14 protein-coding genes are annotated in these 13,621 nt (G+C 70.7%); 7 read left to right on the top strand and 7 right to left on the bottom strand.

Annotation, left to right across the window (positions count from 1 at the left end; genetic code table 11):
- The first annotated feature begins 321 nt into the window (after positions 1–321).
- Complete coding sequence (locus AB0G15_RS31570; protein WP_362846766.1) at positions 322–2,352, top strand: ABC transporter ATP-binding protein; 2,031 nt, start codon at positions 322–324, stop codon at positions 2,350–2,352.
- 60 nt (positions 2,353–2,412) lie between these two features.
- On the opposite strand, the gene AB0G15_RS31565 is transcribed toward AB0G15_RS31570, so the two are convergent.
- On the bottom strand, positions 2,413–3,252 hold the full coding sequence (locus AB0G15_RS31565) for a MerR family transcriptional regulator (protein WP_362846764.1): 840 nt from the start codon (positions 3,250–3,252) through the stop codon (positions 2,413–2,415).
- Between the two features lie 50 nt (positions 3,253–3,302).
- Complete coding sequence (locus AB0G15_RS31560; protein WP_362846762.1) at positions 3,303–4,253, bottom strand: zinc-binding dehydrogenase; 951 nt, start codon at positions 4,251–4,253, stop codon at positions 3,303–3,305.
- Positions 4,254–4,432: 179 nt separating this feature from the next.
- Here AB0G15_RS31560 and AB0G15_RS31555 point away from each other — a divergent pair, with 179 nt between their 5' ends.
- Positions 4,433–4,987 carry a helix-turn-helix domain-containing protein gene (locus AB0G15_RS31555; RefSeq protein WP_362846760.1) on the top strand — a complete coding sequence of 185 codons (555 nt, stop codon included), beginning with the start codon at positions 4,433–4,435 and terminating at the stop codon, positions 4,985–4,987.
- Between the two features lie 168 nt (positions 4,988–5,155).
- On the top strand, positions 5,156–5,410 hold the full coding sequence (locus AB0G15_RS31550) for a helix-turn-helix transcriptional regulator (protein WP_362846758.1): 255 nt from the start codon (positions 5,156–5,158) through the stop codon (positions 5,408–5,410).
- 90 nt (positions 5,411–5,500) lie between these two features.
- Here the strand turns inward: AB0G15_RS31550 and AB0G15_RS31545 are convergent, their stop codons facing one another.
- Together AB0G15_RS31545 and AB0G15_RS31540 are read right to left on the bottom strand one after the other, a co-directional pair.
- On the bottom strand, positions 5,501–6,547 hold the full coding sequence (locus tag AB0G15_RS31545; protein WP_362846756.1) for a tyrosine-type recombinase/integrase: 1,047 nt from the start codon (positions 6,545–6,547) through the stop codon (positions 5,501–5,503).
- A 329-nt stretch (positions 6,548–6,876) separates the two neighbouring features.
- On the bottom strand, positions 6,877–7,332 hold the full coding sequence (locus AB0G15_RS31540; protein ID WP_362846754.1) for a hypothetical protein: 456 nt from the start codon (positions 7,330–7,332) through the stop codon (positions 6,877–6,879).
- A 1,144-nt stretch (positions 7,333–8,476) separates the two neighbouring features.
- Here AB0G15_RS31540 and AB0G15_RS31535 point away from each other — a divergent pair.
- The 3 genes from AB0G15_RS31535 to AB0G15_RS31525 all read left to right on the top strand — a co-directional run bounded on the left by AB0G15_RS31535 (position 8,477) and on the right by AB0G15_RS31525 (position 10,990).
- Positions 8,477–9,034: an HIT family protein gene (locus AB0G15_RS31535; RefSeq protein ID WP_362846752.1), complete on the top strand. Its 558-nt coding sequence runs from the start codon at positions 8,477–8,479 to the stop codon at positions 9,032–9,034.
- Between the two features lie 96 nt (positions 9,035–9,130).
- Positions 9,131–9,826, top strand: a complete 696-nt coding sequence (locus tag AB0G15_RS31530) for a phosphotransferase (protein ID WP_362846750.1) — start codon at positions 9,131–9,133, stop codon at positions 9,824–9,826.
- Positions 9,827–9,931: 105 nt separating this feature from the next.
- The gene (locus AB0G15_RS31525) at positions 9,932–10,990 is read left to right on the top strand and encodes a zinc-binding alcohol dehydrogenase family protein (protein ID WP_362846748.1); all 1,059 of its coding nucleotides are present in this window, start codon (positions 9,932–9,934) and stop codon (positions 10,988–10,990) included.
- A gap of 287 nt (positions 10,991–11,277) precedes the next feature.
- Here the strand turns inward: AB0G15_RS31525 and AB0G15_RS31520 are convergent, their stop codons facing one another.
- Complete coding sequence (locus tag AB0G15_RS31520; RefSeq protein ID WP_362846746.1) at positions 11,278–11,529, bottom strand: MarR family transcriptional regulator; 252 nt, start codon at positions 11,527–11,529, stop codon at positions 11,278–11,280.
- 369 nt (positions 11,530–11,898) lie between these two features.
- Here AB0G15_RS31520 and AB0G15_RS31515 point away from each other — a divergent pair, with 369 nt between their 5' ends.
- Complete coding sequence (locus AB0G15_RS31515) at positions 11,899–12,936, top strand: TerC family protein (RefSeq protein ID WP_362846856.1); 1,038 nt, start codon at positions 11,899–11,901, stop codon at positions 12,934–12,936.
- A gap of 82 nt (positions 12,937–13,018) precedes the next feature.
- Here the strand turns inward: AB0G15_RS31515 and AB0G15_RS31510 are convergent, their stop codons facing one another.
- Positions 13,019–13,294, bottom strand: a complete 276-nt coding sequence (locus AB0G15_RS31510; RefSeq protein ID WP_362846744.1) for a hypothetical protein — start codon at positions 13,292–13,294, stop codon at positions 13,019–13,021.
- 14 nt (positions 13,295–13,308) lie between these two features.
- On the bottom strand, positions 13,309–13,621 hold a 313-nt coding region (locus AB0G15_RS31505; protein WP_362846742.1), incomplete at its 5' end, for a BON domain-containing protein.

Below are 13,621 nucleotides of genomic sequence, written 5' to 3'. Positions count from 1 at the left end.
GCCCCGCCCGCGCCGCCGGAGCCGGCCACACGGACGGGCGGCCGGCTCCGGCGCGGGCACGCGGCGACACGCGGCGCAGGGCACCGTCCCGGCGGGGCGGGCGGGACCCGGCGGCGGCGGTGGTGGAACGGCGGAGCCGCCGCCGTTGACCTGAAGTTAACTTCAGGTTCTAGGGTCGTGGTGTGGCACCGCCCACGCGCCCTCGCCGGGCGCGGCCCGGCGGTGCGCAGGAGGCGGGCCGCAGCCGGCCGCCGGCGATCCCCCCCGTACGACGAGCGCCTGCAACGAGCGCAGGAAACACAGGAAACATGGTGACGTGTGATGAGCATGGAAATGGCGGCCTGGCACTCGCTGTACAGCACGATGCACGCCCAAGACGACCGGCGGCCCTTCTCGGCGGCCACTTTGCGGCGCATCGCCGCCTTCGCCCGCCCGCACCGCACCCTGCTGGTGTGGTTTTTGCTGTTGAGCGTGGTGTCGGCGGTGCTGGCGGTGGCCACCCCGGTGCTGGCCGGGCAGGTGGTCGACGCCATCGTCGGCGGCGCCGCGGCGGGCGTCGTGGTCAGGCTGGCCGTCCTGATCGCGGTGATCGCGCTGGCCGAGGCGGGACTGGGCCTGGTGACCCGGTGGATGTCGGCGAGCATCGGCGAAGGGCTGATCCTGCGGTTGCGCGGCGCCGTCTTCGACCACGTGCAGCGCATGCCCATCGCCTTCTTCACCCGCACCCGTACCGGCGCCCTGGTCAGCCGGCTGAACAACGACGTCATCGGCGCCCAGCGGGCCTTCAGCGACACCCTCTCGGGGGTGGCGGGCAACCTGGTGACGCTCACCTTGACCCTGGTGGTGATGATCGGCATCTCCTGGCAGCTGACCGCGCTGGCACTGGTCATGCTGCCGCTGTTCGTGCTGCCCGCCCGGCGCGTGGGCACCCGGCTGGCCCGGATGGAACGCGAGGCCGCCGACCACAACGCGGCGATGAGCAACCAGATGACCGAACGCTTCTCCGCCCCCGGCGCCACCCTCGTCAAGCTGTTCGGCCGCCCGGCCCAGGAGTCGGCCGAGTTCCTGGCGCGGGCCCGGCGGGTGCGTGACATCGGGGTCCGCACCGCGATGGTGCAGTCGGTGTTCGTCACCGCCCTCACCCTGGTCTCGGCGCTGGCCCTGGCCCTGGTGTACGGGGTCGGCGGCTTCTACGCGCTGAGCGGCCGCCTGGAGCCGGGCGCGCTGGTGGCACTGGCGTTGCTGCTGACCCGCCTGTACGCGCCGCTGACCGCGCTGGCCGGAGCGCGGGTGGAGGTGATGAGCGCCCTGGTCAGCTTCGAGCGGGTCTTCGAGATCCTCGACCTGCGACCGCTGATCACCGACAGGGCCGACGCCCGCGCGGTGCCCGAGGGGCCGGTGACGGTGGAGTTCGACCACGTCGGCTTCGCCTACCCCTCGGCCGAGAAGGTGTCGCTGGCCTCCCTGGAGGAGGTCGCCACGCTGGACGCGCGCGGCGGCGCGACGGTGCTGCACGAGGTGTCCTTCCGCGCCGAGGCCGGGCAGATGATCGCCCTGGTGGGCTCCTCGGGGGCGGGCAAGTCCACGATCGCGCAACTGCTGGCCCGCCTGTACGACGTCGACGACGGCGCGGTGCGATTGTCGGGGGTGGACGTGCGCGAGCTGTCGGCGGCCTCGATCCGCCAGACGCTGGGCGTGGTGACCCAGGACGGGCACCTGTTTCACGACTCGATCCGCGCCAACCTGCTGCTGGCCCGTCCCGAGGCCGAAACCGAGGAGCTGTGGCAGGTGCTGCGGCGCGCGCGGCTGGCCGATCTGGTCGAGGCACTGCCCGACGGGCTGGACACCGTGGTCGGCGAGCGCGGCTACCGGCTCTCGGGCGGGGAACGCCAGCGGCTGACCATCGCCCGCCTGCTGCTGGCCCGCCCCCGGGTGGTGGTGCTGGACGAGGCCACCGCGCACCTGGACTCCACCTCCGAGGCCGCGGTCCAAGAAGCCCTGGCCGAGGCATTGGCCGGGCGCACGGCGCTGGTCATCGCCCACCGGCTCTCGACGGTCCGCGCCGCAGACCTGATCTTGGTGGTGGAGGGCGGGCGGATCGCCGAGCGGGGCACGCACGCCACGCTGCTGGCCGCCGGAGGCCGCTACGCGCAGCTGTATCGCACCCAGTTCGGCCGCCAGGCCACCACCCCGGCCGACCACCTGGACGAGCAGCTGGACGAGCAGCTGGACGAGCAGCTGGACGCGGCCCGGCCCGGCGGCGACGAACTCGACGATGAACTCAGCGGTGAGCTCGATGGTGAGCTCGGCGAGGGGCGGGAGGTCGCCGGCGGCGCCGTGGCCGCCCGCTGAACACCCCTCGGCCGCCCGGCCCCTCTCCCCGTGCCCCGCGCCGGGGGAGGGGGCGGGCGGTCAGGCCGGCCGCTCGGCGCGGTCGGCGTTGGCGTGGATGGCGTCGCGGATGTAGGAGGCCAGGCCGGCGGCCGAAGCCTCGTAGACGGCGGTGAAACGCGGATCGGCGACGTACATGTCGCCCAGGCCGCGGTGCAGGTCGTAGGAGCAGTCGTAACACCAGCGGGTGAGGTGCGCCCGGTGGCGCTCGGCCAGCTCCATCGCCCGCGGGCCGCCGGCCGGCAGCCCCGCGAGATAGGCCTCGGTGAAGTCACGCACCGTCTGGGCGGCCTCCTCGGTGAATCGCGCCCAGTCGGCGCCGGTCATCGCGGCCGCCCTGTCGCGGGACTGGCGCCAGGCGTCGCCGTGGCCCCAGCGCCGGCGCGCCTCCTCGTCGTGGTCCTCGGGAACGAAGTCACCGAAGATCTCGAAACGCTCCTGGGGGGTCAGGGGAATGCTCAAAATGTTCGCCTCCATCGCGTGCTCGACCGCGTCCGCCATCGCCCGCAACCGGTCGATGCGCCGGGTGAGGAGTTCGTGCTGGCGCCGCAGGTGCGCCAGGGTGTCGGTGGCGGGGTCGTCGAGGATGGCGGTGATCTCCTCCAGCGCGAAGCCGAGCTCCCGGTAGAACAGGACGTGCTGCAGGCGCTGCAGGTCGGCCTCGGTGTAGCGGCGGTATCCCGCCGCGGTACGCCGCCCCGGTGAGACCAGCCCGATCTCGTCGTAGTGGTGCAGCGTGCGCACGCTGACCGAGGCGATGCGCGCCACCTGCCCGACGGCGTAATCCGCCGCCCCGCCGGGCAGGTGTTCAGGCCTCTGGCGCGCCGTCTCACCCGCCGTCTCGCCCGCCGCGTGCCTCATCGCCTCTCCTGGTTCACCGTGCCAGCCTGCACCCTCACGTTACGTCAGGGTCAACTCCCCAGCCCTCCGCCCACGGCCGGGGTCGGGGTGACGTCGATGACGGCCTTGCCGGTGACCTTCCGCTCGCGGACCGCCCGTACCGCCTCCTCGGCCCGCTCCCAGGAGCCGCGCCAGCCGACCTGCGCCGACAGCGCCCCCGAGGCGAGCAACCCGGCCAGCAGGCCCAGGTCGGCGCCGACGGCGGCGGCGTCGCCGAAGGAGCTCAAGGTGCGGGCCGCGCCGGGAAAGAAGGTCGAACCGGGAGGGAAGACGGCGGGCTCGCCGCCGGCCCAGCCGATGCTCTGCAGGGTGGCGCCGGGGGCCAGCAGCCCCCAGGAGGCCACCAGGTAGGGCCCGCCGACGGTCTCCAGCACCACGTCGACCGGCTCGGCCACCTGCCGCAGGCCGGTGAGGCCGACGACGACCTCGTGGGCGCCGAGCGCGGTCAGGGCGGGCGCGCAGGCGCCGTCACGGACCGAGGCCAGAACGTGGGCGCCGGCCCGGGCGGCCAGCTGCACGCCGTAGCGGCCCACGGCGCCGCTCGCCCCGGTGATCAGCACCCGCCTGCCCAGCACGGAGCCGGCGGCGCGCAGGGTACGCAGGACCGTCATGCCCGCCATGGGCAGTGCCGCGGCCTCGGCCAGGGCGGCTCCCCGCGGCAGGGGGGCGACGTCGGCACTGGAGACCGCCAGCAGCTCGGCCCACGCGCCGGGGCCGAAGGCCAGCACCCGGGTGCCCGCCGCCGGGCCGGTGCCGTCGGCCGCCGGGCGCACGACGCCTCCGGCGGCGTCGTAGCCGCCCACGTGACCGGCGGGCAGCTGGGCGAGCATGCCCAGCTCGCCGGGGTTGAGGGAGGCGTGGCGCACCTGGACGAGCAGCTGGCCGGGGCCGGGTTCGGGGTCGGCGGCCTCACCCAGGCGCAGACCGCAGGGGAGTGAGGGATCGACGACGAGAGCGCGCATGGCGGATCTCCTGACTGGGAGGGGCGGCATGCGAGAACCCCCGCACACTGAACAAAGCGGACTAATGGTCCGGTTACAGGTGGTCTAATATACGGACTAATAGTCCGGTTACGCAAAGGCGACCGGTCAGCTGCCACCCGAGAAAAAAGCTGCCACCTGAGAAAGAAAGGGGGAGAGCGATGGGCGAACGCGCCGACGCCACCCGCAACCGCCACGCCATCCTGCGCGCCGCGGAGGAACTGCTGGCCACCCACGGCGCCCACATCTCCCTGGACCAGGTCGCCGCGCACGCCCAGGTCGGCAAGGGCACCGTCTTCCGGCGCTTCGGCAGCCGCGCCGGCCTGATGCAGGCCCTGCTGCAGGAGCGGGCCGTGCAACTGCGCGAGGCGCTGGAGTCGGGGCCGCCACCCCTGGGACCCGGCGCGCCGCCCGCCGAGCGCATCGTCGCCTTCCTCGACGCCCTCTCCCGGCTGGCCGCCGGCAACCTCGCCCTGCTGACCGCCCACGAGCGCTCCTGCGCCACCGACCGCCACGCCGACCCCACCTACGTGCGCTGGCACGCCCACCTGGAAACCCTGATCGCCCAGGCCCGCCCCGACCTGGACGCCACCTTCGTGGCCCACACCCTGCTGGGCATGTTCGACGCCGACATGGTGCGCCACCTCACCCGGGAAGGCGACCCCGGCAGGTTCGCCCGCTCACTGCGCCAGCTGGTGGGGGAACTGCTGGCCTGAACCGGCCCACCCGGCGCCGCGCCCTGCGGCGGGCGAGACCGCCGACCCCGAACCCGGCCCCGGCCGGCTGCTCGGCCGGCTGCCCGTCCAGGTGCGCCACGCCTCCCTCAACCGCGGCGCCGGTCACCTCGACCGGTATTGTTATCACCGCTTGCTAGGATCCGGCCCATGGTGCGACCCCCGCTGACCGAACTCGACCGCGAACGCGGCCACCGCCTGGGCGCCATCCTGCGCCAGGCACGCGGCACGCGCAGCATGACCGAAGTGGCCGCCGCCGCCGGACTGTCCGCAGAGACCCTCCGCAAGATCGAGACAGGCCGCATCCCCACCCCGGCCTTCTTCACCGTCGCCGCCCTGGCCCACACCCTCAACATCTCCCTGGACGTCCTGGCCCAGGTCTACGCCGAAGAACGCGCCGCCTGAGCACCCACCCCGAAGCGACGACCCCGCCACAGAGAACCCGCCAGAAAACCCGCCGCACCCCACCACCCGGCTGATGACCGGCTCGACCGATCAGCTCGACGCCGGACCGCGCAGCAACGGATGCGACCGCATCGCCACCTCCAGCTCCCCGGGCAGCTCATCGCGGTAACGCCCCAGCGTCGCCAGGTCACTGTGCCCCAGAACCCGCCGCACCGCGTCCATGTCCACCGCGTCGGCCAGCAGGTGAGTGGCCGTGGTATGCCGCAACCCGTGCGGCGTCACCGAACGACGACGATCGGGATCCACCCTGCGCTGCACCCGGTCGATCACCGCCTGCACGTCCCCCCGCGCCAGACGCCGCCCCCGCCACGACAACAACAACGCCTTGTCGGCCGAGGCCATCCGCCCGTGCAGCAGATAAGCCTCCAGCACCAGCGCCACATCACCGGGCAGCGGCACATCCCGCGTCTTGCCGCCCTTACCGAAGATCCGCCAGTACCGCACCCCGTCGTTGGTGTAGAAGTCCTCCACATTGGCCCGCACCAGCTCCGACACCCGCGGCCCCATCGTCGACAACATCAACACGATCAGCCCGTCACGCAACTCGGTGTCCTGGTCACGCCGCCGCACCCGCCCCGCACCCGCCACGGGCGCCTCTGAGGCCTCCGCCACCGCCGCACCACCGCCCGGCCCGCCACCCAGCTCACGCGCCGCACCGATCAGCCCTCGCGCCTGCTCGCGGGTCAACGCCCGCCGCTCGGGCCGCAACCCCCCGCGCTCCCGGGCCGTCACCGTCGCCATCGCCATCGGATTGACCTGCACCCACCCCGCCAGCACCGCGTGCTTGAACAACGCCGAGATCGACCGCCGAAACCGCGCCTGGGAGGAGGCCGACTGCGAAGCACCCGCCTGCCCGCCGGGCTGCGAGCGCCGCCGGCCGTCGGGCTTGCGGGCGAAGGCCAGCAAGACGGCGTCCACGTCCTCGCCGCTCAGGTCGTCCAGCACCACCTCCTCGCCCACCAGGTCCACGAAGGTGGCCACATCACGCGCGTACACCTCCGCCGTCGACACCGACAGCGCGCCGGTCAGGGTCTTGGCCCGCACCAGCTCCACGTAACGATCGGCCGACTCGCCCACACTGAGACGATTCAGATCAGCAGGCCGCATGATCCCGGCGACACCCCTCCCGCATCCGGGCCGCCGTCAACGGCCGCTCACCCCGCACCAGTGCCACATCCGCGCCCGCCGAAACACCGCGCCGGCGCCCGCCCGCCACGCCGCCGTCACCGGCCACGACCCGGACGGCACCGCCGGCCACGACCGCGGGGGAGCGGCCCACCCGGCGGATCACCGATCATGCACATCCCCCCACGGTAGACGAACACCCGTGCCCGCAGGGCCCGCGCGAAAGTCCCGCCCATCCCGGCCCCGAGGCGCTGCCTCCTTCACCCGGGCGGCCGTCCCGCTCAGCGGGTGTCCCCGGCGCCCTCCGCCACCCTGGCGGTCGCGGCGGCATACTCCTCGGCGGTCATGCCGCGGTCGGGGTAGCGCTGGTTGAGGTCATGCTGGTCCTCGGCCCACTGCCGGTAGGCCCGCCGTACGGTGAGCTCGTCGGAATCGACGACTTGGGCGATCTGCGTCCACGTGACCCCGGCCAGCAGCGCGTGGTGAAGGTTGGAGGGATGACGCACCGTACGCGCGACGCACTCCGCCAGCGCCAGCAGCTCGATGTGCTCCTCCACGGTCAGCGCGGGCCGCTCCTCGGCCCCGTGCCGGGCGGGATCGTAGATCCCCCGGGCCGCCAGCTCGGCCCGGGCGCGAGCCGACGCGTTCTTGGCGGCCAGCTCGTTGTAGCGCTCCAGCTGCCGGCTGACGGGCATGTCGAAGCGGGCGTCGCGCCAGGTGGTGATGTGCTCAGGCATGCTCATGACGATTGCTCCAAAACGGTCAGGGCCGGTAGGCGATCCGGCCGAAAGCACTCGGGAAGATCGCGAAAGGGGTTCGACGGCAACCCGCTCAGGACGCCTCACCCCAGGTCGCCTCACATGCTCCCCGAGGCAGGACGCGACCGTCACCCCAGCCGGTGCGGCATCGGATCTCGGACATCCCATGGAGCATAGTGCGGTGCGACGTACCCGATCGCGGGGGAGAAGCCGGACAGGCAGGACCTGATTCCTCGACAAGGACCGGGTGCGGCGGCGTGGGTTAGCACGGCCCCATGGCGGCGTGGCCGTCGTACACGACCACCCGTCGTGCACGACCACGGCGTCGCCGCCGGCGGATGAGGGCGCAGGCCGGGCGAAATGGGCAGCATCAATGCAGGTCAGGGTATATTTCACCGGATTTGGTCGTTGCCCGGTCGAGTCTTTTCAGGGGGAGCGCGGGGAAGGCGGCCGGTCCTCACGCATGAAAGAACTCCCGGTACAAAAACCGACAATAAGTGCATATTCGTTCTCGCGATGGGGGAGAGGCCGCCCGTGCGCCGACATCGCCGACCGGCTTTCACCCGCAGCCGGGCGGTTGCCCCTGAAGGTGCCCCCTGAAGGCCTGCGCGTCCCTGGGTGGGACCACCATCGAACGGATCATTCAAGAAGATCATGATCGCGGCGACGGTCATGATCGAAAGCGGGTCGGACGATCATGACCGCAACGCGGGCCGGGTGAGACGCGGGCCCCGGCGTACGCCCGCAAAGAACCTCACCGAGCGGATCGTCCGAGCCGGGCCGGATCTGCGGTTCGAGCAGGTCGCCTGAAGGTGGGGCGATAAGGCGACAGATTAACCCCATTCGCGCTATACCAGACAGAAGGTCAATTCTGTCTGGTATAGGATATCGCGATTTATGGGCGTTCCCAGGGCCGCTGTCCTGTCTCACGGAACTTCGTCTCAGCGAAATGGCCCTTGGGCCTCGTTCCCGGCCCACATGGGTGATCGCCTCCTCGGCGGAGGCTCAGGCCGGCCCTGTTTGGCTGGGTCGGGTGCCGAAGTCGCCATTGGCTGTCTTCACCGCCGACGAACACGCGTGGATACCCAGTGATCCAATCCTGCCCTGGCCTATCGTGGCGATCATGAGTCTGTTTTCCTCCGATGAGGAGTTGCCCGTCCTGACTCCAGAAGCCGAGCGGAAGGAAGCGTTCGATCTCGCCGGTTACGTTCAGCGGGTCAAGGGCGGCCCTTGCTTCGTCTGCGCCATTCTGGCAGGGGCCCCCGGTTACGACTTCGAACAGATCGTCTTCGAGGACGAGCACCACATCGCCTTCCTGGACCGCTACCCCACGATGCCCGGCAAGGTGCTGGTGGCTCCCAAGGCGCACGTCGAGCACGTGGTCCGCGACCTCGATGAGGAGGCGTATTCACGGTTGATGCGGACGGTTCGCCGGATCGCTCTGGCTGTTGAGGCGGTCGTTGCCTCTGAGCGCACCTATCTGCTTTCGCTGGGTAGTCAGCAGGGCAACACTCACCTTCACTGGCACATCGCCCCGCTGCCGCCCGGAACTCCTTACGCGAAGCAGCAGTACCACGTTCTGATGACCGAGAACGGTGTGATCCCCTGGTCGGCACAGCAGGCCTTCGCTCTTGCCGAACGTCTTCGCGCGGTTGTGGCCGAGGTCGCCGGAGGTGGGTGACCTTATGAGGAAGAGGAGCTGACCGGTGGAGGCGTCAACCATGTCGTCAGGGTCGGTGCCATGGTGCGGCGGCCCGCGGGCCGTTGGACGTCGACCGTGCACGCGTTGCTGAATCATCTCGGGGCGGTTGGTTTCACCGGTGCTCCTGCAGGCCACGGTCGTGATGGTCAAGGCCGGGAGATCCTCGACTTTTTGCCGGGCCAGGTGCCCGGCTATCCGCTGCCTGAGTACGCGCGGTCGGATGAGGCCCTGTTCGGCGTCGGCGTGCTGCTGCGGGATTATCATGACGCCACCGTCGGTTTCGCCGTACCCTCCGGTGCCAGCTGGTATTTTTCGCCGCGAAGTCCGGCCGAGGTGATTTGTCACGGTGATATCGCCCCCTACAACTGCGTTTTTCGTGATGGGCGGCCGGTGGCGTTCATCGACTTCGATACCGTGCATCCCGGTCCGCGTATCTGGGATGTCGCCTATGTGGCCTACCGATTCGTGCCTTTGGCCGATCCTCGCCGGGAAGAGGGTCTTCCTCCCGTTCGTGAGCAGGCGCGCCGGCTGCGCTTGTTCGCCGACGCCTATCTTCTTGGTGGCAGCGACAGGAACGCGCTGACCGATACCGTGCGGGCCCGGTTGGAGCATCTGATTGGTCACATGCACGACCAGGCCGGCGCCGGTAACCAGGCGTTCGCCGCCCACATCGCGGCAGGAGACGACACTCTGTATCGCATCGATGCCGCACACATCGCGCGGTACCAGGCTGTTTTCCGTGCCGCACTGACGGCTCCTGCCGGCGAGTAGGGCCGCTTGTCGGGTACGGTCGCCGGCTGCCGGCTCAGGCTGGTGGGGGTGTCGGTGGGGGGCGGGGGTGGTGGTGCGTGTGACGATGGGAGGGTGACGCGGACGATGACCGCCTGGGTGGTCCGCCGCCCCGGCCCCATGGGCACGCATCCGTTGGAGCGGGTGCGGCTGCCGGTGCCCGAGCCCGCTGCCGGTGAGGTGCTCGTCCGGGTCGAGGTGTGCGCCGTCTGCCGTACCGATCTGCATCTGGCCGAGGGTGACCTACTCCCCCGGCGGCCCGGTACGGTGCCCGGGCACGAGGTGGTCGGGCGTGTCGCCGAGCGCGGCCTTGGAGCCGGTCGGTTCTCTGTCGGTGCCCGGGTCGGTGTGGCCTGGCTTCGTTCTGCCTGTGGTGAGTGCCGTTACTGCGTCCGGGGTTGTGAGAATCTCTGCCCGTCCTCGCGCTATACCGGCTGGGACGCCGACGGCGGTTATGCCGAGTACCTGACCGTGCCGCAGGGCTTCGCCTATCCCCTGCCCGAGGGTCAGCCCGCCGAGAGGCTGGCTCCGTTGTTGTGCGCGGGCATCATCGGCTACCGGGCGTTGCTTCGTGCCGAGTTGCCGCCGGGCGGGCGGCTGGGTGTGTACGGGTTCGGTGCCTCGGCTCATCTCACCGCTCAGGTCGCGCTCGCTCGGGGCGCCACGGTGCACGTGCTGACCCGTTCCGCGTCCGCCCGCGGGCTGGCTCTGGAGCTGGGCGCGGCCTCGGCGGGCGGTGCCTACGACGCTCCTCCCGAACCGTTGGACGCCGCGATCCTGTTCGCTCCGGTCGGCGATCTGGTCCCGGTGGCGCTGGCCGCCCTGGACCGCGGCGGTACCTTGGCCGTCGCCGGAATTCATCTCAGCGACATCCCGCCGCTGAACTACTCCGGCCACCTGTTTCAGGAGCGTACGCTGCGCAGCGTCACCGCCAACACCCGCGCCGACGGCCAGGCGTTGCTGGAGCACGCCGCCGGCCGTCCGCTGCGTGTCACCACCACCGCTTACGACTTCGAGCGGGCCGATCAGGCGTTGGCGGACCTGGCCGCCGATCGTGTCAACGGCGCCGCCGTGCTTCGCATCGGTGACGGATCACCTGCCGAAGATCGCGGTGTCCGGCCGGTGGAGGGGCGCGGCCCCGCGTGAGATAGACGATCGGGCTGATCGGCTGGAGGGACGACAGCGGCCACCACAGCGCCTTGGAGCCCTGGACCTGGCCGGCGGGTCTGCGTCACAGGGCCGATCCAGTGGGACTCGCTGTGGGACTCGCTGCGGTGGGCGAAGGCGTTGGCGAGGTTCCGCGGACCCGGGCCGTGATGTGAATTTCCGGCAGGCCGGCGAAAGTGCGGACATCGGCCGCGTCACGCGCGGCTTGTGCGGGCACTGGGATCATTCGGTGTGACGCGAATGTTCCCTCTCGGCCGGTCGGGTCATCATCCGGTGATCCGGGAATCGGTGAACAGGGCGAGCAGGTCGCCGATGCGCCGATCGGCTTCGGCGGGATGGCGGAAATGCCCGGCCGGGTTGACGGTGTACTCGTTGCGCCGCCCGACGCGTTCGCGGTGCAGGTAGCCGGCCGCTTCGAGGTCGGCGACGATGGCTTGTGCGGCGCGTTCGGTGATGCCGATGGCATCGGCGACGTCACGCAGCCGGGCGGTCGGTTCCCGGGCGATGGCCAGCAGCACGTGGGCGTGATTGGTCAGGAACGTCCACTCCTTCGCTCCGCGAGCCGATCCGGCGCGAGCTGTCGGAGACACGTGATCACCATCCGTACGGTGTGGTCGGGGGGCAGGGCACCCCTCAATGTACGCATACGAAGACACGAAAGCGGAATCGTGGTTCCCGCGCCCGGCCCTTGACATACGAACCATATTTCGTGAATAATCGATCGTAGTTCGAGGGGGAGTACCCGACGTTCGACGCGTCGCCGTCAGCACGGACCTGGCAGATCCGGGTCCCGGCGGCGCACCCACCGGCGCGGTGGCCCGGGGAGACCTTCGGCCAGCACCGGACCTTCGCGGAGGTCCGGCCGGTCGAGAGGTCTTCCGTTGTCTGTGTCCTGGTGGGTGTGGGCGGTGCTGATGCTGGCGATCGCCGCGATGCTCGCGATCGACCTGTTCCTGCACCGCGACAATCACGTCATCGGTTTCCGTGAGGCCGCCGTCTGGTCCGGTGTCTGGATAGCCGCGGGACTGCTGTTCGGCGTGATCCTGTGGGCCTGGCAGGGCGGCGACGTGGCCGGCACCTACTACGCCGGGTACCTGATCGAGAAGGCGCTGTCGATCGACAACGTCTTCGTCTTCGCGCTGATCTTCTCCTATTTCGCCGTACCGGCGGCGGTGCAGCACAAGGTGCTGTTCTGGGGCGTGATCGGGGCGCTGATGTTCCGGCTGGTGTTCATCTTCGTCGGCGCGGAACTGCTCGAGACGTTCTTCTGGACCGCGTACGTCTTCGGCGCGTTCCTGATCTACACCGGCTACAAGATGGCCTTCCGCCACGACGAGCAGAGCCCACCGGACCGCAACCCCGTGGTGCGCCTGGTCCGCAGGGTCATCCCCACCGACGCGACCTACCACGGCGACAGGTTCTTCACCCGCGTCAACGGCAAACGCGTCGCCACCCTGCTGTTCGTCGTCCTGATCGCCGTCGAGACCACCGACCTGATCTTCGCCGTCGACTCCGTCGCCGCGATCCTGGCCATCACCACCAGCACGTTCATCGTCTGGGCCGCCAACGCCTTCGCCATCCTGGGCCTGCGCAGCCTGTACTTCTGCCTGGCCGGGCTGCTGCGCCGCTTCGTGCACCTGCACTACGGCCTCGCCGTGCTGCTGGCCTTCGCCGGCGTCAAGCTCATCCTGTCCGAGACCCCGATCGGGAAACTGCCCATCCCGGTGACGTTGGGCGTGATCGTGGCAACGATCACGGTGTCGATCGTGTGGAGCCTGCGCAGCACGCGCGGTACCGATGGTCCTGCCCACGGCGACCGTACACGCGGCGCCGGCGACCCGGTGGCTCCGTCCGCCGCTGACGCCCTGCAACCGCCCCGCATTCCCGCCCGGTCCAGCGCGGACCACCGCGGACGGAAGAGGTGATCTCCCCTGCCGTGGCGTTCCGCCTCTCAGCGTGGGCATTCCCGGTGGCCTTGCGGGCCTTTGGGTCTGGCGGCCTGTTCGGTCAGTGTTCTTCCAGTACCTCGGTGGCCGGGCGGCGCACTCCCCTGCCGTGGGCGTAGTCGCGCTGGGCGAAGCGGGGGTGGGTGCGCCGGGGTTGGCGCGGGTAGCCGGGGTCGCCGACGCGCAGTTTCCTGTCGCTGTCGGCGCGCAGTGCGATCTCGTCGCCGTCGACGCCGGACGACCACGGCTGGGTGTTGTGCACCGACGGCGCCCACGTGGTGGCCCGGACCGCCGCACGGATCACCGGGTTGGTCTCTTGGGCCGTACGGGCGTTCATGGTTTTCACCCCTGTCACAGGAACGGCGGGACGACGGCCAGGTCGTCGGATCGATAGGTGAGGGCGTTTCGGGTGTCGAGGACGCCGTCGATCTCGCGGACTGCGGTGATCAGAGGGGTGATCTGCGATCGGAACGCGACGTGGCCGCTCAGCGTGACCACTCCGGCCTCGACGTCGATGTCCATCGCCTCGGGGTTGACGGCGAGCCGCCGGCAGATCCTGGTGACCTCGTGTTCGATGTCCTCGGCCGGGCGGACGAAGACCTTGAGCAGATCGCCCTGGTGGACGGTGCCGGTGATGCGCCCGGTGACCGCGTCGATCACCGGC

Origin of the sequence: Streptosporangium sp. NPDC023825 (assembly GCF_040639575.1) — a bacterium.
Taxonomy (GTDB): Bacteria; Actinomycetota; Actinomycetes; order Streptosporangiales; family Streptosporangiaceae; genus Streptosporangium.
The sequence above is the reverse complement of the archived record's forward strand: the minus strand, read 5'-3'. Positions and strand labels throughout refer to the sequence as shown.